Source organism: Streptomyces sp. NRRL B-3229 (assembly GCF_000719505.1).
Classification (GTDB): Bacteria; Actinomycetota; Actinomycetes; order Streptomycetales; family Streptomycetaceae; genus Streptomyces; species Streptomyces griseorubiginosus.
Genome location: NZ_JOGP01000008.1, coordinates 442065 through 461237 on the forward strand (window position 1 = coordinate 442065; position 19173 = coordinate 461237).

The window sequence follows — 19173 nt, forward strand, 5'->3', positions numbered from 1 at the left end:
CGAGGTAGCTCGTTAAGAGGTAGCATGGCCGTCGACGACCCCGCAAGGAGGAATCCCGGTGCTGGAGCTGTCGATCCTCGGCTTCCTCGCCGAGGAACCGCTGCACGGTTACGAACTCAAGGAGCGCATCAAGGCGCTCACCGGCCATGTCCGCCCGGTCAGCGACGGGGCGCTGTATCCGGCGATCACCCGGCTCATCGGGGCCGGCAAGCTCGACGAGCGTCCCGAGCCGGGCACGAGCGCGGCCCCGCGGCGCACGCTCTCCCTCACCGCCCTCGGCCGCGAGGACCTCCTGGAGCGGCTCCGGCATCCGAAGCAGGCCGAGATCACCGACCAGGTCCGCTTCAACACCGTCCTCGCGTTCCTGCGCCACCTCCCGGACCGGCACGAGCAGGCGGCCGTGCTACGGCGGCGGCTGGAGTTCCTGGAGACCCCCACGAGCTTCTTCTACGACGCCGGCGCACCCGTGTCCGCGGAGGAGACCGGCGACCTGTTCCGGCAGGGCATGCTGCGAGTGGCCCGCGCGACCGGGCGGGCCGAGCGGGAGTGGCTCACCGAGGCCGTCGAGCAACTGGAGCGGTCGTCCTGACCGAGCGTCATCCAGTGGGTGGGTCGAGCCGGTCGCGCAGATAGGCGCGCCACTGTGCCGTGAAGTCCCGCAGGTTCGTGCCGAGGGTCTTCGCCAGGGCGTCCTCGACCGCGCCCGGTCGCTTCCCGTGGGCGCCCACCACCCGGTAGAACGCGTCCAGCTTCGCCTCGCCCCAGCGGTCCGCGATCAGCCGGCAGGCCATCCAGCCGCTCTCGTAGGACAGCGCGAGCCCGGTCGCGCTGCCCGAGAAGCCGAAGTCCGCGTCGGACGGCAGGGCCCTCGGCACCCGGCGCGCGGAGACGGCCTCCGCCAGCTCCGGCGCGGCCTCGGCAGGGGTGCGCCCGGTGCCCCGGTAGCCGACCCAGTCCGCGTACCCCTCCGACAGCCACAGCGGGGTCGCCCCGGTGGTGGCGGCACGGGTGGCGACATGGGTGGTCTCGTGGGTCAGCACGACCTGTCGGCCCAGGGTGCCCAGGAGCGCGTACGCGTCGGGGTTGACGATGATCCGGTCGGCGGGCGCCTCGGCCGGAGCGCCGGTCTCGCCGGTGGTGACGGCGGCGATCCCCCGGTACGAGGAGGCGGGCGAGCCCAGCAGGCCCGCCATGCCGTCCAGGGAGCCGGGGACGAGGACGACGACGTGCCGGGACCACTCGGTGCCCCAGGCGTCCGACACGGCGGGCACCGCGCGGTCGGCCAGGTCCGCGAAGGAGTGCAGCTTCTCGCCGGACTGGCCGACGCCGAGGACCATGCTGTGCCGCCCGCGGACGACGGTCACCGGGCCCTGGTCCCACAGCTGTTGCGGGGCCTTGGCGGCAGGCCGCTCCCTGACGACGTACCAGTGGCCGGAGGCGTCCAGGGAGAGGTCCAGGACGCGGCCGACGGTGACGGGGGCGCTGTCGTACCCCTGGACCTGGTAACGGAGTTCGGCGTCCGCGGTGGCACTGGCGCCGCTGCGGTGCACCGACGTGACCTTGTAGGACCAGGAGGCCAGCGGGACGGCGCTGAGGTCGCTCCACCAGTCCGCCGCGCCCGTCCTGGCTATAGCGACCCGGTCCCGGTCGAGGACGGCCGCGGCCCGCAGGTCCAGGACGCGCTGGACGTCCGTCGCGGCGGAGTCGTCGGCGGCGGGCCTGCCGCCGCACGCCACGAGGGAGGCCAGCAGCAGGCACAGCACCACGACACCGTGTTTCGACGCCCGCCTTCGACCAGCCATGTTTCCCGATCGTACGGGGTCACCGGCCCCCGGTCAGGGGCGCGTGACGGTGGCTCCCGGCATCATGCCCACCGGGTCGTAGCGCACCGGGGCGCCGGGATAGGGGGCGTGAATGACCTGGCCGTTGCCGACGTACATGCCGACATGGCTGGCGTCGCCCCGGTAGGTGACCAGGTCGCCGGGGCGGGCCTGGGAGAGCGGGACCTGGCGGCCGGCGTACCGCTGGGCCTGGGAGGTGCGCGGCAGGGAGACACCTGCGCGGGCGTACGACCACTGCATCAGGCCCGAACAGTCGAAGCCGTTCGGGCCGTTGGCGCCCCACACGTAGGGCTTGCCGAGCGCGGACTGCGCGGCGGCCACCGCGGCGGCCGCCCGGCCCGAGGGCGCCGCCGCGCCGGAGAGGTCGGGGATCTCGGTGCGGCCGGAGCGCGAGGCCCGGTCGTAGGCGGCCCGTTCGTCGGACGGCAGGGTGTTGAGGAGTTCGCGTGCCTTGGCGAGTTTCCTCTCGACCGCGCGCTTGTGCGTGGCGACGGCCTTGCGGCTCGTCTCCAACTCGCCGAGCGTGCGGGCCGCCTCGGCGCGCTCCTGGGCGAGTTCGCGCAGGGCCTCCTGGAGGTCCTTGAGCTCACTCGCCTGGTGGGCGTTGATCCGGTCGAGGACGGCGGCCTTGTCGAGGTAGTCCTCCGGGTCGTCGGAGAACAGCAGCGCGAGCGAGGGGTCGAGGCCGCCGGAGCGGTACTGGGCGCCGGCCAGCGAACCGAGCGCCTCCCGCATGGAGTTGACGCGCTCCTGCTGCCGGGCGATGTAGTCCTGGGCGGTGCTGATCTCCTCGCGGAGCGAGCCGGCGCGCTCGTCGGCCTTGTTGAAGGCCTCGGTGGCCTGCTCGGCCTGCTCGTAGAGGCGGTCCACCTCGGCCCGGGTGCCCTCGGACGGAGCGGCGTCGGCCGGTACGGCGCCGAGCGCGGCGACCGCCGCGGACAGCACACCCAGGGCGGCACCGGCGCCCCGGTTGAACCCGGACGGCTGGACAAGGCGGCGATGGGACCCCACGGAGGCCGCGCTCCTTCCGTTGGCGGACGAGAACGCGGCAGACAGTAGCCCCGGGAACGGGACTCGACCAAAGACCCCAGAGGGTGCATAACGGAACGCCCCGCCTCAGACGCAGGTCATGGGCGGGGCGTGGAGTCAGACGGCGTCGCCGCGATTCGCCCGAACGGGGGGCGAGTCGTCGCGATCTTGAGCCGCCGAAGGGCTCAGATCCGCACGCCGAACTGGAACGGCATGTTGTTGATCGACTCGTAGCGGACGACGGTGCCGGTGCGGGGGGCGTGCAGGACCATGCCGTTGCCGGCGTAGAAGCCGACGTGGTGCAGGTCGCCGTAGAAGAGCACCAGGTCGCCGACCTTCAGGTCGGCCTGGGAGTAGATGCGGGTACCGGCGTTGGCCTGGGCCTGCGAGGTGCGCGGGATGGTGACGCCGGCCTGCGCGAACGCCCAGGAGGTGAAACCCGAGCAGTCGAAGGAGCTCGGGCCGGCCGCGCCGTAGACGTAGGGCGATCCGATCTTGCTCTGGGCGGCCTGGAAGGCGGCCTGGGCCCGGGCGGAGGCGGAGCCGGTGTTGCCGAGGTCCACCCGCTCGCTGGCGGAGCGGCTGGCGCGGGCGTCGGCAGCGGCGAGGGCGGCGCGCTCGGCGGCCGTCAGGGAGTTGAGCAACTTCTGCGCGGAGGCCAGCTTGGCCTGAACGGCCTTCTTCTGCTTGGCCAGTTCGGCGCGGGTGCTCGCGAGGTCCTGGAGCTTCTCGGTGGCCTCGGCACGCTCCTGGGCGAGTTCGCGCTGCTTCTCCTGGATCTTCTTCAGCGCGTCCACCTGCTGGGCGCTGAGCTGGTCGGCGGTGGACGCCTGGTCCAGGTAGTCCTCGGGGTTCGAGGAGAGGAAGAGCTGGAGGGAGGAGTCGATGGAGCCGGAGCGGTACTGCGCGGCGGCCGCGAGGCCTATGGAGTCGCGCAGTTCGTTGAGCTCCTCCTGGCCGCGGGCCACGTTGTCCTGGACCGTGGAGATCTCCTTCTGGAGCTCCTGCTGCTTCTCCTTGGCGCCGTTGAGCTTCTCGGTGGCCTGCTCGGCCTGCTCGTAGAGCGCGTCGACCTTCGCCTTGACCTCGTCCTTGCTGGGCTTCTCGCTCGGCGCCGCGTTGGCGGCGTTGGCGCTGAGGGCTACGGCGGCAGCAGCTGCGGTGGTGAGCACGGTCACGCGCACTCGGCTCTGCTGCTTGGGTCGACGGTGGGACGCCACGGAGGTGAACTCCTTCTTTTGAGTGATCACCCGCTCGGAGGTTCGAGCCCAGACCCTAGTGACCTTCCCGTGATCAGTTCAAATCCTCAGGAGCAAAATCCCGTCACGCCATGCATTCTTTACACACAACTCACGTGCAGTGATGTCGGCTTGACCCTACGTTGCGTGACGATAGCGGCCAATTCGGGCGTTAAACCTCTAACTTCAAGGTTTAGGACAGCCGCTTCAGCAGTACCGCGGACGCGACCGGTCGTGCCCCCGCCTTGGCGATGCCGTCGGCGACCTCGCGGTCGGTGGAGGCGACGATCACCGGCCGTCCGGGCGGCTCCGCGCGCACCAGCTGGCGGATCAACTCGTCGGCGGTGACCCCCGCCTTGGAGAACAGCACCCGCACCCCGCGCGGCGGCGCGAGCAGCACCGGCGCGGCCAGCTCGGCCCCGTCGAAGACACAGGTCACCTCGGCGCCGGTCTGCGCGGCGAGCTGGGAGAGCTGCCCGAGGAGCCTCAGGCGCTGCTTCTCCAGCGGCATCTGGGGATAGCCGGTCTTGGTCACGTTGTAGCCGTCGACCACCAAGTGCGCCTGGGGCAGGGCGAGAAGCTGGTCCAGGATCGCCGGGTCGTTGTCCGACAGGGCCCGCGCGGCGATGTCCTTCGGGGTCATGCGGCCCGGTTCGACCGCGTCCACGGTCTCCGCGGGCCGTACGGAGACGGGCGGCAACGCCAGCTCCCGGCGCAGCCCTTGGGCCGCGTCCAGCACGGTGTCCAGCAGCAGACGCACACGCATGTCCTCGACGCTGCGCCCCTCCCGCGCCGCTCTGCGCGTGGCCTCCAGGGCGGCCTCCGCCTCCCCGAGCCGGGCCTTCAGGCGCCGCGTCTCGCTCTCCGCGGCCGACACCTGGGCCTGCCCCTCCGCGCGTACGGCGTCCATCTCGCCCTGCACCTTGCGCAGGGCCGCCTCGCCGCGCTTGACGTCGCTGTGGGCCGCACGGAGTTTGCGGTGAAGCGATTCGGCTTCCTTCTTGGCCGATTCCAGCTCGGTGCGCAGCCGCTCGGTCTCGACGCGCGTCTGGTCACGCGCCGCCGCGAGCTCCTCGCGCAGCCGCTCCAGCTCGGCACGGGCCTCTTCGTCGGCCCGCTCGGCGTCCGCGCGCAGGGCCTCCTCGCCGGCCGCGGTGACCAGTTTGACCCAGCCGGTGGGCCGCAGCACATAGGCCGCGGCCGCCACCTCGAGCGGATCCGCGGCCGGGGGCGGCGCACCGGAGTCCAGAGCACCGCACAGCTCCGGCTGGGTCTCTCTGAACTTCTCCGCGATGCGCTGCCGGAACAGCGGATCGGTCTCCAGCGCGGCCGCCATCGCGTTGCCCGCGAACTTGGCGCGCCGGTTGGGCGCGAACCGGGCGTACTGCCGCAGCTGGGCGGGCAGCTCGCCGACGGTCAGCCCGCCGAAGCCCTCCGAGACGATGTGCACGACCCGGCGCCGCACACCGTCGGGCAGCGGACGGTCGAGCACCTCGGCGGCGCCGTCGCCCGGCCCCCCGCCCGTGGTCTCCACCATCCGTCACACCCCAATACCTGCGGGGCCGCTCCGCTCAGGAGTCGGCGCCCGGCCTGTCGACGAGTTCCACCTGGTCCACGGCGTTGCACCAGCGGCACCGCACCGACTCGATGGTCTCACTGACCACCTCGCGCTCCTCGACCTTCGGCTCTCCGGCCAGGTCGAGGTGGACGTACTCGACGACCTTCGACGAGCGGGTCACGTCGAAGCGCGTGAGGTTGCCGCAGAGGGTGCAGCGCCACCGCGTCGAGGCGGTCGGGAGGGGAACCGTCATCGTGACTGTGCTCTTTCCTTCTAGGCCTTCTATTGTCCGCGACACTCCGGGCTCCCGGGGTGTGGCACGTAACCCTACGGCCTGGCGGGTACTCGCCGCTCGGGCGTCCACGGCGGCGAGGCGGTCTGTCGGCTTGCGTCCCGTTACGTCATGCTCTGTGTTCATGATCCGCAACTGGAGGGTGACGGTCGGTGGAGCAAGCAGGTCGCTTCGGGGGCCGGCACCGGTCACCTACGGCCTGATCGCACTGTGCTTCCTGGTCTTCCTGGTCGGCCCCGCGTCCGGCCTCAATCCGGCCTACGGCCACGGCGACGCTCTCCTGGCCGCCCAGCGGGCCTACTTCCACCGCTGGGGCGTGGTCCCCGCCGAGCTCTTCGAGGGCTCCGCCGGCGCCGCCCTGTCCCCCGCCACCGCGCTGTTCATCCACGGCAGCTGGGTGCACCTGCTGGGCAACATGCTCTTCCTCTACGTCTTCGGCGTGATGACCGAGGAACGGATGGGCCGGGTGCAGTTCCTCCTCTTCTACCTCGGCTGCGGCTACCTCGCCCTGCTGGGCTACGCGGCCGCCAACGCCGGCTCGGAGCAGTCCCTGGTCGGCGCGTCCGGGGCGATCTCCGCGGTCCTCGGGGCGTTCCTCTTCCTGTTCCCCCGAGCCCGGGTGACCAGTCTCCTGCCGTTCCTCTTCTTCCTCCCGCTGCGCTTCCCGGCCTGGGTCGTCCTGCCGTTCTGGGCGACGCTCCAGTGGCTGGCCGCGGGCCGGGCGAACGAGGGGCCGGGGGTGGCCTATCTCGCCCACGTGGTGGGCTTCGGCCTGGGCCTGGCCTTCGCCTGGGTGCGTTTCGGCCCTACGACTAGAGTGAGGGCCGCCCCAGCTCCGGCCCCCGAGGGAGAGAACCAGCCGTGATCACCGCGATCGTCCTCATCAAGACCAGCGTGGACCGGATCCCCGAGATCGCGGAGCGGATCGCCGCGCTGGAGTCCGTGAGCGAGGTCTTCTCCGTGACGGGCACGTACGACCTGATCGCCATGGTCCGGGTGAAGCAGCACGAGGACCTCGCCGAGGTCATTCCAGGCAGCATCAGCAAGATCCCCGGCGTGGAGGCCACCGACACCCACGTGGCCTTCCGCACGTACTCCCAGCACGACCTGGAGGCCGCCTTCGCGATCGGCCTCGACAGCTGACCGGCCTCGACATCTGACCGGCCCCGGCGGCTAGGAGTCCAGCGCGAGCGCCGTGATGCCGTCCGCGGTCGCGACGTAGACCCGGCCGTTGCGGACGACCGGTGACTGGGTGCCGACCGACGCACCGCCCTCGACCCGCTTCTGCCAGACCCGCCGGCCCTTGCGGTCGAGACCGTAGAGCGTCGAACCCCGCCGCACGTAGACGGTGTCGCCGTGGACCACCGGGTCGCTGTACTGGCTCCCGTCGTCGGTGAACCGGAAGGACCACGCGGTCGATCCGTCGGTGGGGTCGAGGGCGACGAGCTCGAAGTCGGACGCGGTGACGCCGAGCCCCGCGAAGGGCACGCAGGTGAAGTAGCGGCTGCCGTACACCTTGTCGTTGGCCGAGTTCCACAGGAGCCTGCCCGCGCGGCTGAGGCCGTGCAGCATCTGCTCGCCGCCGGAGCCGACCATCAGCGTGTCGCCGACCAGCGCGGGCCGCCCGGTGTCGGCGCCGGCCTTCGTGGCCCAGAGCCGCCTGCCGGTCCTCGCGTCCAGGGCCTGCACCTCGTCCCCGAAGGTGCCGACGTACACCACCCCGTCCGCCACCAGGGGCTCGCTGGTGGGCGCCGCACCCGTGGGCGTGGACCAGCGCACACTGCCGTCGGGGGCGTAGGCGCGCACCCCGCCCGCGTCCGAGCCGTCGCCGTAGGAGACCAGGACCAGGCGTCCGGAGGCCACCGGGAACTGGCTGTTCGCGGCGAAGGCCTTCTTCCAGCGGACCTTGCCGCGCGGACCGAGCGCGCACAGCGCGGAGGCGCCTTCCCGGTCGTTCTCCAGCAGGCAGTACACGCCGTCCGCGGTGGCGAGCGGGGACATGGCCTCGCCGCCCAGCGCGGTCCGCCACACCGGCCGGCCGGCCAGGTCCAGGGCGTGCATCGTGCCGTCCGCACCGCCGACGTACACCCGGGTGCCGTCGGGCGGGACGGCGGCACAGGGGCCGCGCCGCCCGCCGAGCCCCTGCACGGCGTACGTCCATCCCACCTCGGCCGCGACCGGGCCGCCCTGCACGGAGCGTCCCGCGCCCGCGGAGGCGGCCGTGTGCGAGGAGCCCCGCAGCAGCCACCAGCCGAGCCCCCCGGCGCCCACGGCCCCCGCGCCACCGGCGCAGGCCGCCAGGATCCGGCGCCGCGAGGGCTTCGCCGCGCCGGGGCCGGTGGTCTCGGGCACGTCGGTGACCGTCGTCATGGGCGCCATGTACTCCACCCCGCTGAGCCGCTCCCGCGAGCCGTCCTCCGGCACCCAGCGCTCGTCGGCACCGAGGGCCACGGTCGGCGGCCCTCCGGAGAACCACCCCTCGCGCAGGCCCTCCCGCAGCGAGCCGGCGGTGTGCCCCACGGCCGCGACCAGTTCGGCGGGGGTCGGCCGCCTGGCGGGATCGTCCCGCAGACAGGCCTCCACCAGCGGCAGCTGCTCCTCCGGTACGGCGGACAGGTCGACGTCCCCGGTCAGGATCCGCAGCAGGACGACCGAGTCCTGCCCCTCGCCGAACGGTTCCTTCCCGCCGGACGCGTACGCGAGGACCGCGCCCAGGGAGAACACGTCGCTGGCCGGCACCACCTGGGCGCCGTTGCGGATCTGCTCGGGCGAGAGATAGCCCACCGAGCCGACGACCACCCCGGTCCGGGTCAGCGCGGTCCCTTCCAGCGCCCGGACGATCCCGAAGTCGATGACCCGGGGCCCGTCGGGCGCGAGCAGGATGTTGGAGGGCTTGAGGTCCCGGTGCACCAGGCCCTTGGTGTGGATCGCGGCGAGCGCCTCGGCCAGCGCCCCCGTCAGCAGCCGTACCGCGTCCGCGCCCAGCGGCCCCCGGTCGAGCACCGCGTCCCGCAGGTTGGGGCCCGCCACGAACTCGCTGGCCATCCACGGCCGCGCGGCCTCGGTGTCGGCGTCCACGACCCGCGCGGTGTAGGTGCCGGCTCCGCCGACGGTCTGCGCCGCCCGCACCTCGTGCCGGAACCGGGCGCGGAAGGTGCGGTCCTCGGCGTGCTCGGCGCGGACCACCTTCACCGCGAGCCTGAGCCCGCCCCGCGCCTCGGCGAGGTACACCTCGCCCATGCCGCCCGACCCGAGTCTGCCCAGGACCCCGTACGGTCCGATGGTCCGCGGATCGGTCTCCCGCAGCTCCTGCACCCCGTGCTCCCCCTGCCTCGTACGGCTCTCGGGCGAGCGTATACGCCGTAGGGAGGGGCCAGTTGGTCAGACGGCCGGGACGCAGCGCCCGTCCTCGGTGCGGTACTGCCACTTCGCACCATCGGCGACCAGTTCCTTCACGGCCTTCACGAAACGCTCCACGTGCTCGTCCGGGGTGCCCGCGCCGAAACTCACCCGGATCGCGTTCAGGGACTTCTCGCCGGGCGCCGCCTCGGGAGCCCCGCACTCGCCCTGGGTCTGCGGGTCGCTGCCGAGGAGGGTGCGGACGAGCGGGTGGGCGCAGAAGAGGCCGTCGCGGACGCCGATGCCGTACTCGGCGGAGAGCGCTGCGGCGAAGTGGGAGCTGTTCCAGCCCTCGACGACGAAGGAGATCACGCCGACGCGGGGGGCGTCGTCGCCGAACAGGGACAGGACGCGCACCTCGGGGACCTCCGCCAGCCCTTCGCGGACCTTGGCGATCAGGTGCTGCTCACGGGCGACCAGGGTGTCGAAGCCGGCCTCGGTGAGGGCCTTGCAGGCCGAGGCGATGGAGTAGGCGCCGATGACGTTCGGGGAGCCGGCCTCGTGGCGGGCGGCGGTGTCGTGCCACTCCACGTCCACTCCCCCGTCCTCACGCCGGGTGACCTTGCGGCTGGCGCCACCGCCGGCGAGGTAGGGGTCGGCCGCCTTGAGCCAGTCGGCACGGCCGGCCAGGACGCCGGAGCCGAACGGGGCGTAGAGCTTGTGGCCGGAGAAGGCGACCCAGTCGACGTCCAGGTCACGGACGCTCACCGGGTGGTGCGGGGCCAGCTGGGCGGCGTCCAGGACGATCCGGGCGCCGTGGGCGTGGGCGGCGGCGGCCAGCTCGCGGACCGGCCACAGTTCGCCGGTGACGTTGGAGGCGCCGGTGACGCAGACCAGGGCCGGGCCCTGCGGGTCACGGGCGGCGAGGGCCTTCTCCAGGGTCTCGACGGCCTGCCGCGGGGTGCGGGGGGCGTCGAGGTAGCTGACCCGGGCGTCCTGCCAGGGCAGAAGGCTCGCGTGGTGCTCGGTCTCGAAGACGAAGACCTGGCAGTCGGCGGGGAGGGCGGCGGCGAGGAGGTTGAGCGAGTCGGTGGTCGACCGGGTGAAGATCAGCTGGTCGTCGTCGCGGCAGTCCAGGAACTCGGTGACGGTCCTGCGGGCGTTCTCGAAGAGGTCCGTCGACAGCTGGGAGAGGTAGCCGGCCCCGCGGTGCACACTGCCGTAGTAGGGCGCGTACGCCGCCACGTCGTCCCAGACGCGCTGGAGGGCGGGGGCGCTGGCCGCGTAGTCGAGCGCCGCGTAGGTGACTTCGCCGCCGGTCACGAGCGGGACGGTGACATCCCTGCCCAGAACGGGCAGCTGCGCACAAATGGTCTGGGTGGAGGCAGCGGTGGAGACAGACATGGGGAACTCCCGTGGAAAGAGAAAAGTGAGATGGATGTGCGGAGAGGGGGCTCGGCGCCCTATCGCATTCGCTTGCTCACGGAAGACTCCTCGAACGACCAGGATCCCTGGTTCGTGAGGGATCCGCGCTTGCCGCAGACCTCGCTGCCTACGGCCTGGTCTTCACCCGGGGCACCCCGCCACGGACGGAGGGTTGCCGGACAGTCGGCCGGGGCCTCATGACTGTCACTCATGACCTGGTCAAAAAACCTACGCGAGGTGATCGTCGTCCCGCAACCCGTGTCCGGATCGCGGGACGACACCCCGCCGGACGCTAGGCGTTGCTCGCGGCCACCCAGCGCTCCAGGGTCCGCTTGGCCGCCCCGGAGTCGATCGACTCCGCGGCCTTGTCCATCCCGGCCCGCAGCTGCTCGGCCAGCGTCCCGGTGCCCGGGTCCAGGGCGACCAGCGCGGCCGCCGAGTTCAGGAGTACGGCGTCCCGGACCGGGCCTCTCTCGCCGTCCAGGAGCTTCCTGGCGACCTCCGCGTTGTACGCCGGGTCGCCGCCGCGCAGGGCCTCCACCGGCACCAGGTCGATGCCGACGTCCCGGGGGTCGAAGCTCTCCTCGGTGACCTTGCCGTCGCGGACGACCCAGACGTGGGAGGTCGAGGTGGTCGTCAGCTCGTCGAGGCCGTCGTCACCGCGGAAGACCAGGGAGGAGTTGCCGCGCTCGGCGAAGACGCCCGCGACGACGGGTGCCATGCGTGGATCGGCGACCCCGACCGCCTGGGACCGCACCCGGGCGGGGTTGGTCAGCGGGCCGAGGATGTTGAACACCGTGCGGATGCCCAACTGACCGCGGGCGGCGCCCGCGTGCCGCAGCGCCGGATGGAACTTGATCGCGAAGCAGAAGGTGATACCGGCCTCGCCGGCCACCTCGGCCACCCGCTGCGGGGTCAGCTCCAGGTTGACGCCGAGCTTCTCCAGGACGTCCGAGGCGCCGGACGCGGAGGAGGCGGCCCGGTTGCCGTGCTTCACGACCGTGGCACCGGTGCCGGCCACGACGATCGCCGACATCGTGGAGATGTTGACGGTCTTGGCGCCGTCGCCGCCGGTGCCGACGATGTCGACCGTCCGTCCGGGGACCTCGATCACATTGGCGTGCGCGTACATCGTCCGCACCAGCCCGTTGATCTCCTCGACCGTCTCGCCCTTGGCTCTGAGGGCGACCACGAAACCGGCGGTCTGCGCGTCGGTCGCCTCGCCCTGCATGATCCGGTCCATCGCCCACGCCGTCGCGTCGGCGCTCTGGTCACGGCCGTACAGCAGGGCGTTCAGCACCTCGGGCCAGGAACGGCCCGCCGCGGTGTCGCCTCCAGCGGGGGTCACAGCGCTCATGGGGCCGCTCCAGATGTCGTAGAAAAGTGTGCTGACACCCTATCCAGCCCGCAGCACGCCACAGGGCCACGTCCGGCCCTCGGACGAGCCCCCACCGACCCGCACGGGAAAGGGCCCGTCCGGCGAACCGGACGGGCCCTTGCTACCGCGCGTGGCGAGCGCAGCGACAAGCAGTGATCAGTGGTGGCCGTGGCCGCTCGTGATCTCCTTGTACTCCTCGACGGTCGGCTTGGCGATCTGGGCTTCCTCGCCGTAGTACGCCTCGCTGAGCTTGGCACGCAGCTTCTCGGAGCGGCCGACCTTGCGCTCGACGCCGTTCGCGTCGACCGTGGGGCCGATCTCGGCCGGCTTGTACTGCTCGTGCGCCGTGAGCGTGTGCAGCTGCTCCTGGCTGAGCGGCTCGTGCACCTCGATGAACTCACCGTGCGGCAGGCGCTTGATGATGCCGGACTCGCGGCCGTGCAGCACCTTGTCCTTGTCGCGGCGCTGGAGGCCGAGGCAGATCCGCTTCGTGGCGACGAACGCCAGGACCGGGGCGACGAAGAACGCGACCCGCACGAACCAGGTGATGGCGTTGATCGACAGGTGGAAGTGGGTGGCCCAGAGGTCGTTTCCACCACCGACCAGCAGCACGAAGTACCAGGTGATCCACGCGACACCGAACGCGGTCCGTGTCGGGGCGTTGCGCGGGCGGTCCAGGATGTGGTGCTCGCGCTTGTCGCCGGTGACCCAGGACTCGATGAACGGGTAGACCGCGATCGCGACCAGGACCAGCGGGAAGATCATCAGCGGGATGAACACGCCCAGGACGAGCGTGTGCCCCCAGAAGTTGATCTCCCAGCCCGGCATGACGCGGATCAGGCCCTCGGAGAAGCCCATGTACCAGTCCGGCTGGGCGCCCGTGGACACCTGGTCGGGACGGTAGGGGCCCATCGACCAGATCGGGTTGATCGAGGCGATGGCCGCGATGGCCGCGATGACACCGAAGACCAGGAAGAAGAAGCCTCCGGCCTTGGCCATGTAGACCGGCAGCAGCGGCATGCCGACGACGTTGTTGTTGGTCTTGCCGGGGCCCGCGAACTGCGTGTGCTTGTGGTAGAAGACCAGGATCAGGTGGCCGACGACCAGGCCGAGCATGATGCCCGGCAGCAGCAGGACGTGGATCGAGTAGAAGCGGGCCACGAAGTCGCCGCCCGGGAACTCTCCGCCGAACAGGAAGAACGACAGGTACGTGCCGACGATCGGCACGGACAGGACCGCGCCCTCCATGAAGCGGACACCGGTGCCGGAGAGCAGGTCGTCCGGCAGCGAGTAACCGGTGAAGCCGGTGAACATGCCGAGGACGAACAGCAGGAAGCCGAACAGCCAGTTGACCTCACGCGGCTTGCGGAACGCGCCCGTGAAGAACACCCGCATCATGTGCACGAACATGCCGGCGAGGAAGATCAGCGCCGCCCAGTGGTGGATCTGCCGGATCAGCAGACCACCGCGCACATCGAAGGAGATGTGCATGGTCGAGTTGAACGCCTCGGACATCATCTGTCCCTGGAGCGGGACGTAGCTGCCGTGGTACTCCACCTCGTTCATCGACGGGTGGAAGAACAGCGTCAGATACACACCCGTGAGGATGATGATGATGAAGCTGTAGAGGCAGACCTCGCCCAACATGAACGACCAGTGGTCGGGGAAGATCTTGCGCATGTTGGCCTTGGCCAGGGAGTAGATCCCCAGCCGGCCGTCGGCCCAGTCGGCGACGCGCTCGCCGGCCGGTGCCTTGTCGCGCGAGCGCGACCCGGTGGACTCTGTAGTGCTCATCCGCGCTCCCAGAATGCAGGACCGACGGGCTCCTCGAAGTCGCCGAGCGCTTCAAGGTAGCCCTCGTCGTTCACGCCGATGCGCAGCTGCGGCAGGGCGTGACCGGCGGGGCCGAAGATCACCCGGGCACCGTCGGAGAGGTCGAAGGTGGACTGGTGGCAGGGGCAGAGCACGTGGTGCGTCTGCTGCTCGTACAGGGAGATCGGGCAACCGACGTGGGTGCAGATCTTCGAGTACGCGACGATTCCCTCGTGCGACCACTCGAGCTCGCGCTTGTCCTTGATGTTGTCGGGCTGGAGCCGGACGATCATCAGGGCGGCCTTGGCGATCTCGGTCTGGAACTCCTCGGAGTGCTCCTCCAGGCCCTCGGGCTTGGCGAAGGTGAGGGACCCGACGGCGACGTCCGAGGGACGCAGCGGCTGGTCGGTGTTCATGTTGACCAGCAGCTTGCCCTTGGACCACATGGTGTGGCGGAGCTTGGTGCCGGGCAGCGGACCGAGGTCGCGCAGCAGCATGACACCGGAGAGCGGGAACAGGGCCAGCGCGCCGAACATCGTGTTGCGGATCAGCTTGCGACGGCCGAGCGCCGACTCCTTGGCGCCCTGCTTGAAGTCCGCGTGCACCTTCGCGCGGACCTCGGGGGACGCCTCGATCGGGTGACGCTCGTCGGCGATCTCCTCGTCGGACATCAGGGTGCGGGCCCAGTGGACCGCGCCCGCGCCGATCGCGAAGAGGGCGAGACCGAGGGTCAGGCCCAGCGCGAAGTTCAGCGCGTTGATGTGGCCGATCGGGAAGACGAAGATCGACTTGTCGTGAGGGATGCTCACGTACGAGGCGATGAACCCGATCGTCGACAGCATCGAGACCGTGAACAGCATGGCCACCGTGCGCTCGGACCGCCTGGCGGCCCGCTCGTCGATGTCCTGCACCCGGTGCTCGTGCGGCGGGAGACCGGGGTCGGCGAACGGGTTCTGCTCGTCCGCGACGCCTACCGCGCCGTGCGCGCCCTGCTCTGCGGGCAGGTTCTCTTCTGGAATGTCTTGGCTACTCATGACTTCTTGGCCTTTGCGGTCCGAGCGGCGACCCAGACGGCGACCGCGATCAGCGCGCCGAGGCCGAAGATCCAGGCGAACAGGCCTTCGGAGACCGGGCCGAGACCGCCCAGCTCAAGGCCGCCGGGGCTCACGGTGTCGTCGCCGTTGACCGCGTTCAGGTACGCGATGATGTCCTTCTTGTTCTGCTCCGACAGGGTGGTGTCGGGGAACGACGGCATGTTCTGCGGGCCGGTCTGCATGGCCTCGTAGATGTGCTTCGGGTCGACGCCCTCGAGGCTCGGCGCGAACTTGCCGTGCGTCAGCGCGCCACCCTTGCCGGTGAAGTTGTGGCACTGCGTGCAGTTGTCGCGGAACAGCTCGCCGCCCTTGGCGATGTCGGCACCGTCGGGGCCGTACTGCGCCTCCGTCGGAATGCTCGGACCCGCGCCCAGCGAGGAGATGTACGCGGCCAGCTGGTCGATCTCGGCCTGCGTGTAGATGACCTTCTTGCGCGGAACCTGCGCACCAGGCTGCTGGGCCGGCATGCGGCCGGTTCCAACCTGGAAGTCTACGGCCGCGGCGCCCACGCCCACCAGGCTCGGGCCGTCGGAGGATCCCTGACCGCCGGTGCCGTGGCAGCTGGCGCAGCCTACGGCGAAGAGCTTCTTGCCCTCGTCGATGGCCAGGGACTGGGCGGTTTCATCTGCCTGCGCCTTGCTCGCGGGCGCGAACACGGCGTACAGCCCCCCGGTGCATGCCAGCGCGAGGAGTAGGACGACGAGCGCCGCCAGCGGGTGGCGTCGTCGTGCGGAGAGCTTTTTCACGGATTACCCCGGTGTCAGGATCTTCTGCGTCGATGCTTGCGATGTCGGGAGCGGGCCCGGCTACTTGATCATGTAGATCGTGGCGAAGAGGCCGATCCAGACGACGTCGACGAAGTGCCAGTAGTAGGACACGACGATCGCCGCGGTCGCCTGCTCGTGGGTGAACCTCTTGGCCGCGTAGGTACGCCCGAGAACGAACAGGAACGCGATCAGGCCGCCCGTCACGTGCATGCCGTGGAAGCCGGTGGTCAGGTAGAACACCGAGCCGTACGGGTCGGAGGACAGGGAGAGCCCGTCCTTCTTCACCAGCTCCGTGTACTCGTAGATCTGACCGCCGATGAAGATCGCGCCCATGATGAACGTGACGATGAACCAGCCCCGGAGCTTCTTCACGTCACCGCGCTCGGCGGCGAAGACGCCGAGCTGGCAGGTGAGCGAGGAGAGCACCAGGATCGTGGTGTTCGTCGCCGAGAACGGGAAGTTCAGGCTGTGCGCCATTTCCTTCCAGTGATCGGGACCCGTCACCGATCGCAGGGTGAAGTACATCGCGAAGAGGGCCGCGAAGAACATCAGCTCGGAACTCAGCCAGATGATGGTTCCGACGCTGGTGAGGTTCGGTCGGTTGACCGACGGGTGCGCGTGCCCGGTTGTGTCTGTCGTTGCTGTCGCCACGACCGACATTATGTCGGTCGCTTATCCCGCCCTCACTCCGGGGGGTGCCGTTCGGAGTGTCTTACTCCTCCGTACCGGTGTTGACGTGGTGTTCAAGGGAGTAGCATCCGGGCCTACGGGCCTGTCCTTACGACGCTGACGTCACGGAGGAACAATGCAGCCGACCGCCACGGTGCTGGTCTACAGCGACGATTCCAACACCCGCGAGCAAGTTCGGCTGGCGACGGGACGCCGTCCCGCTCCCGACGTCCCGGTGGTGGAGTTCGTGGAGTGCGCCACGCCTGCGGCGGTGCTGAAGGAGCTGGACAAGGGCGGGATCGACGTCTGTGTCCTCGACGGCGAGGCCGTGCCCATGGGCGGTATGGGGTTGTGCCGGCAGATCAAGGACGAGGTGTTCCACTGCCCGCCGGTGCTGTTGCTGATCGGGCGGCCGCAGGACGCGTGGCTGGCCACGTGGAGCCGGGCGGAGGGTGCGGTGACGCATCCGGTGGATCCGGTGGAGTTCGCGTCGGCGCTGGCTTCTCTGCTGCGGTCTCGGAAGGCCCTGAGCGCCTAGGAGCTCGGGTCCTGCGGTTTGCGGGCGGCTGCGGGTCCGTTGCGGCTGAGCGCGCAGTTCCCCGCGCCCCTGAGTGGATCACACCGACGTCGGTCGCAGCCGTGCCGTCTGGTCCGCGCTCGGGGCGTCCGGGAGTGCTGCGACCAGGGCGCTGCCCTCGCGCCACTTCTTCCAGTCGAGGTTCCAGTCGCCGAAGCCGTTGCCGAAGGCCTCCATGGTGTGGCCGTCGGAGTTGACGACCTTGACCACGTCGCCCTCGTGGACCGTCTCGAAGAACCACTCGGCGTTGTCGGTGCTCATGCCGGTGCAGCCGTGGCTGACGTTGGCGTAGCCCTGTGAGCCCACCGACCAGGGGGCGGCGTGCACGTACTCGCCGCTCCAGGTGAGGCGGGTGGCGTAGTAGACCGGCAGGTCGTACGACTCCGAGGAACCCTCGGCGATGCCGATGCTGGTGCCGCGCATACGTACGAAGTACTCCTTGGCGAGTACGACCTTGACGCCGTTGCGGGTGTCGAAGCCGGGCTTGCCGGTGGTGACCGGGAGCTCCTTGATGACCTGGTCGTTCTTGTAGACGGTCATCGAGTGCGTCGAGGCGTCCGTCACGGCGATGATGCGTTCGCCGGTGGTCAGCTTGACGGGCTTGGCCTTGCCGCCCCAGAGCCGGTCGCCGATCTTGACGCCCTCCAGCTCGCTGCGGACCTGGACGGTGGCGTGGGCGGGCCAGTACTCCTTGGGCCGGTAGTGGAGCTCCTTGTCGTCCACCCAGTGCCAGGCGCCCTGCACGGCGGGCGTGGCGTCGACCCTGAGGGCCCGCTCGACGACCGCGCGCTGGGCCCTGTCCTTGACGGGCTTGTCCAGCTTGGCGGTGATCGGCTGGCCGACGCCGTAGGTGCCCGACTTGGGGCCGAAGGTGACGTTGAGGCGCTTCTTGCCGAGCGGCTTGCTGGTGTCGAAGGCGAGGACCTTGCGGCCGGGTGCCCCGTCGTCGTCCTCGGTGCTCACCCGGACCGTGTAGTGGGCGTTGGCGGCCAGCGCGGAGGTGCTGTGCCAGCGGGAGCCGTCGGCGGAGAGTTCGCCCGCCACGTAGCGGCCTGTGGCGTCCGTGGCGGTGACGTCGGTGATACGGCCGTCGTCGTCCTCGGCGGTGACCTCCAGGGGCTTGTCCGGGTCGGCCTTCTTGCCGTCACCGGTGGGCGCGTTGAAGGCGATCTGGTCCGCTGCGTCGTAGGGCGTGGCAGCCAGCGGGTTCCCGTCGGACCCGCAGGCCGAGGTGCTTATGCCGAAGGTGATCACCAACATCGTGCAGCTGACGACGGTGCGGGTACGCGGTGTGTGGTTCATGACTTCACGCTAGGAAGCGAAGTCAACAGCGGCACGCGGGGCGACTCGTACGAGTGATGACTCTTGCGGCAAACGCAGGAGCCCGGACGCTCCTGACGGAGTGTCCGGGCTCCTGTTGAGCTCCGCTCGTGCTACTGGGTGCGGTTCTCACCGCGGTAGTACTCGAAGACCCAGCCGTACAGGCCGACCAGGATCACCGGCACCGAGAAGTACAGCAGCCACCAGCCGATCGCGACCGACAGGAAGGCGAGGGCGCCGCCGAAGCCGAGGGCGAGCGGCTGCCAGCTGTGCGGGCTGAAGAACCCGACCTCACCGGCGTCGTCCGCGACGTCGGCCTCCTTGTTGTCCTGCGCGCCGGCGTCCACCCGCCTGGCCGTGAAGCCCAGGTAGAAGCCGATCATGACGGACAGGCCGAAGGCCAGGAAGAGCGCGGTGGTACCGGCCGGCTCCTTCGACCACACGCCATAGACGATCGCCATGACGAGGATGAAGACGCTCAGCCAGATGAACATCCGTCCTTGGATCTTCACTTGCCGGCCTCCTTGCCGCCCGAGAGAGCCTTCTCACCGTGGCCGGCGTTCTCGAGCTGGTCGAGAGCGGCGATCTCCGGGTGGTGAAGGTCGAACGCCGGGGATTCGCTGCGGATCCGCGGCAGGGTGAGGAAGTTGTGCCGCGGCGGCGGGCAGGAGGTCGCCCACTCCAGGGAGCGGCCGTAGCCCCACGGGTCGTCGACGCCGACCGGCTTGCCGTACTTGGCCCAGCCAGTGCTGGACCAGGAAGGTGCCGTGGAAGCCGACGAACAGCGTCCAGAACGTGATCTTGCCGAGGCGCTCGTCGAGCATCTTGCCGGTG

Annotated in this window: 18 protein-coding genes, 1 pseudogene and 1 riboswitch; of the genes and pseudogenes, 4 read left to right on the forward strand and 15 right to left on the reverse strand. The window is 70.4% G+C overall.

Features of this window, described 5'->3' with window-relative positions:
- Positions 1-58: 58 nt before the first annotated feature.
- A complete protein-coding gene (locus tag IF54_RS0116285) occupies positions 59-589 on the forward strand; it encodes a PadR family transcriptional regulator (protein WP_030319088.1) in 531 nt (176 codons plus the stop codon).
- A 7-nt stretch (positions 590-596) separates the two neighbouring features.
- Here IF54_RS0116285 and IF54_RS0116290 read toward each other — a convergent pair whose 3' ends face one another.
- The 5 genes from IF54_RS0116290 to IF54_RS0116310 form a co-directional block, all read right to left on the reverse strand.
- Entirely contained in the window at positions 597-1802 is a 1206-nt protein-coding gene (locus IF54_RS0116290) for a hypothetical protein (RefSeq protein ID WP_030319090.1), read from the reverse strand.
- A 33-nt stretch (positions 1803-1835) separates the two neighbouring features.
- Positions 1836-2852, reverse strand: a complete 1017-nt coding sequence (locus tag IF54_RS0116295) for an NlpC/P60 family protein (RefSeq protein WP_030319092.1) — start codon at positions 2850-2852, stop codon at positions 1836-1838.
- Between the two features lie 203 nt (positions 2853-3055).
- The gene (locus IF54_RS0116300) at positions 3056-4090 is read right to left on the reverse strand and encodes an NlpC/P60 family protein (protein ID WP_030319095.1); all 1035 of its coding nucleotides are present in this window, start codon (positions 4088-4090) and stop codon (positions 3056-3058) included.
- Between the two features lie 211 nt (positions 4091-4301).
- Complete coding sequence (locus tag IF54_RS0116305; protein ID WP_030319097.1) at positions 4302-5645, reverse strand: NYN domain-containing protein; 1344 nt, start codon at positions 5643-5645, stop codon at positions 4302-4304.
- Positions 5646-5679: 34 nt separating this feature from the next.
- On the reverse strand, positions 5680-5919 hold the full coding sequence (locus IF54_RS0116310) for a hypothetical protein (RefSeq protein ID WP_020137397.1): 240 nt from the start codon (positions 5917-5919) through the stop codon (positions 5680-5682).
- Positions 5920-6082: 163 nt separating this feature from the next.
- Here IF54_RS0116310 and IF54_RS0116315 point away from each other — a divergent pair, with 163 nt between their 5' ends.
- Complete coding sequence (locus IF54_RS0116315) at positions 6083-6823, forward strand: rhomboid family intramembrane serine protease (RefSeq protein WP_030319100.1); 741 nt, start codon at positions 6083-6085, stop codon at positions 6821-6823.
- On the forward strand, positions 6820-7101 hold the full coding sequence (locus tag IF54_RS0116320) for an Lrp/AsnC family transcriptional regulator (RefSeq protein ID WP_020137395.1): 282 nt from the start codon (positions 6820-6822) through the stop codon (positions 7099-7101). Before IF54_RS0116315 ends, IF54_RS0116320 begins: the two co-directional genes overlap by 4 nt.
- A gap of 30 nt (positions 7102-7131) precedes the next feature.
- Here the strand turns inward: IF54_RS0116320 and IF54_RS43905 are convergent, their stop codons facing one another.
- From IF54_RS43905 to IF54_RS0116355, 7 genes are all read right to left on the reverse strand, one after another.
- Positions 7132-9273: a protein kinase domain-containing protein gene (locus IF54_RS43905; RefSeq protein ID WP_030319103.1), complete on the reverse strand. Its 2142-nt coding sequence runs from the start codon at positions 9271-9273 to the stop codon at positions 7132-7134.
- A 66-nt stretch (positions 9274-9339) separates the two neighbouring features.
- Positions 9340-10701 carry an aminotransferase class V-fold PLP-dependent enzyme gene (locus IF54_RS0116330; RefSeq protein WP_030319106.1) on the reverse strand — a complete coding sequence of 454 codons (1362 nt, stop codon included), beginning with the start codon at positions 10699-10701 and terminating at the stop codon, positions 9340-9342.
- Positions 10702-10821: 120 nt separating this feature from the next.
- A riboswitch (SAM riboswitch) is annotated at positions 10822-10938 on the reverse strand.
- A 76-nt stretch (positions 10939-11014) separates the two neighbouring features.
- On the reverse strand, positions 11015-12079 hold the full coding sequence (gene trpD, locus IF54_RS0116335; protein ID WP_030319109.1) for an anthranilate phosphoribosyltransferase: 1065 nt from the start codon (positions 12077-12079) through the stop codon (positions 11015-11017).
- A gap of 177 nt (positions 12080-12256) precedes the next feature.
- On the reverse strand, positions 12257-13894 hold the full coding sequence (locus tag IF54_RS0116340) for a cytochrome b (RefSeq protein ID WP_030319111.1): 1638 nt from the start codon (positions 13892-13894) through the stop codon (positions 12257-12259).
- On the reverse strand, positions 13891-14946 hold the full coding sequence (locus tag IF54_RS0116345; protein ID WP_030319113.1) for a ubiquinol-cytochrome c reductase iron-sulfur subunit: 1056 nt from the start codon (positions 14944-14946) through the stop codon (positions 13891-13893). The genes IF54_RS0116340 and IF54_RS0116345 overlap by 4 nt, the downstream gene beginning before the upstream one ends.
- A complete protein-coding gene (locus IF54_RS0116350; protein WP_028809595.1) occupies positions 14943-15752 on the reverse strand; it encodes a c-type cytochrome in 810 nt (269 codons plus the stop codon). Before IF54_RS0116350 ends, IF54_RS0116345 begins: the two co-directional genes overlap by 4 nt.
- 60 nt (positions 15753-15812) lie before the next feature.
- Positions 15813-16433 carry a cytochrome c oxidase subunit 3 gene (locus tag IF54_RS0116355; protein ID WP_030319114.1) on the reverse strand — a complete coding sequence of 207 codons (621 nt, stop codon included), beginning with the start codon at positions 16431-16433 and terminating at the stop codon, positions 15813-15815.
- A gap of 145 nt (positions 16434-16578) precedes the next feature.
- On the opposite strand from IF54_RS0116355, the gene IF54_RS0116360 reads away from it, so the two are divergent.
- Positions 16579-16980, forward strand: a complete 402-nt coding sequence (locus IF54_RS0116360) for a response regulator transcription factor (protein WP_030319115.1) — start codon at positions 16579-16581, stop codon at positions 16978-16980.
- Positions 16981-17058: 78 nt separating this feature from the next.
- On the opposite strand, the gene IF54_RS0116365 is transcribed toward IF54_RS0116360, so the two are convergent.
- From IF54_RS0116365 to IF54_RS0116375, 3 genes and pseudogenes are all read right to left on the reverse strand, one after another.
- Positions 17059-18321 (reverse strand): L,D-transpeptidase, encoded by a 1263-nt coding sequence (locus IF54_RS0116365; RefSeq protein ID WP_030319117.1) that lies wholly within the window; start codon positions 18319-18321, stop codon positions 17059-17061.
- 131 nt (positions 18322-18452) lie between these two features.
- Positions 18453-18851: a cytochrome c oxidase subunit 4 gene (locus IF54_RS0116370; RefSeq protein ID WP_020137386.1), complete on the reverse strand. Its 399-nt coding sequence runs from the start codon at positions 18849-18851 to the stop codon at positions 18453-18455.
- A pseudogene (locus tag IF54_RS0116375) lies at positions 18848-19173 on the reverse strand (cytochrome ubiquinol oxidase subunit I); the annotation flags it as partial. The pseudogene IF54_RS0116375 and the gene IF54_RS0116370, both read right to left, overlap by 4 nt.

Coding starts and splice junctions, on each gene's coding strand:
- IF54_RS0116290 (WP_030319090.1), bottom strand. CDS start 1,802: ATGGCTGGTCGAAGGCGGGCGTCGAAACACGGTGTCGTGGTGCTGTGC.
- IF54_RS0116305 (WP_030319097.1), bottom strand. CDS start 5,645: ATGGTGGAGACCACGGGCGGGGGGCCGGGCGACGGCGCCGCCGAGGTG.
- IF54_RS0116310 (WP_020137397.1), bottom strand. CDS start 5,919: ATGACGGTTCCCCTCCCGACCGCCTCGACGCGGTGGCGCTGCACCCTC.
- IF54_RS0116315 (WP_030319100.1), top strand. CDS start 6,083: ATGATCCGCAACTGGAGGGTGACGGTCGGTGGAGCAAGCAGGTCGCTT.
- IF54_RS0116330 (WP_030319106.1), bottom strand. CDS start 10,701: ATGTCTGTCTCCACCGCTGCCTCCACCCAGACCATTTGTGCGCAGCTG.
- trpD (WP_030319109.1), bottom strand. CDS start 12,079: ATGAGCGCTGTGACCCCCGCTGGAGGCGACACCGCGGCGGGCCGTTCC.
- IF54_RS0116340 (WP_030319111.1), bottom strand. CDS start 13,894: ATGAGCACTACAGAGTCCACCGGGTCGCGCTCGCGCGACAAGGCACCG.
- IF54_RS0116345 (WP_030319113.1), bottom strand. CDS start 14,946: ATGAGTAGCCAAGACATTCCAGAAGAGAACCTGCCCGCAGAGCAGGGC.
- IF54_RS0116355 (WP_030319114.1), bottom strand. CDS start 16,433: ATGTCGGTCGTGGCGACAGCAACGACAGACACAACCGGGCACGCGCAC.
- IF54_RS0116360 (WP_030319115.1), top strand. CDS start 16,579: ATGCAGCCGACCGCCACGGTGCTGGTCTACAGCGACGATTCCAACACC.
- IF54_RS0116365 (WP_030319117.1), bottom strand. CDS start 18,321: ATGAACCACACACCGCGTACCCGCACCGTCGTCAGCTGCACGATGTTG.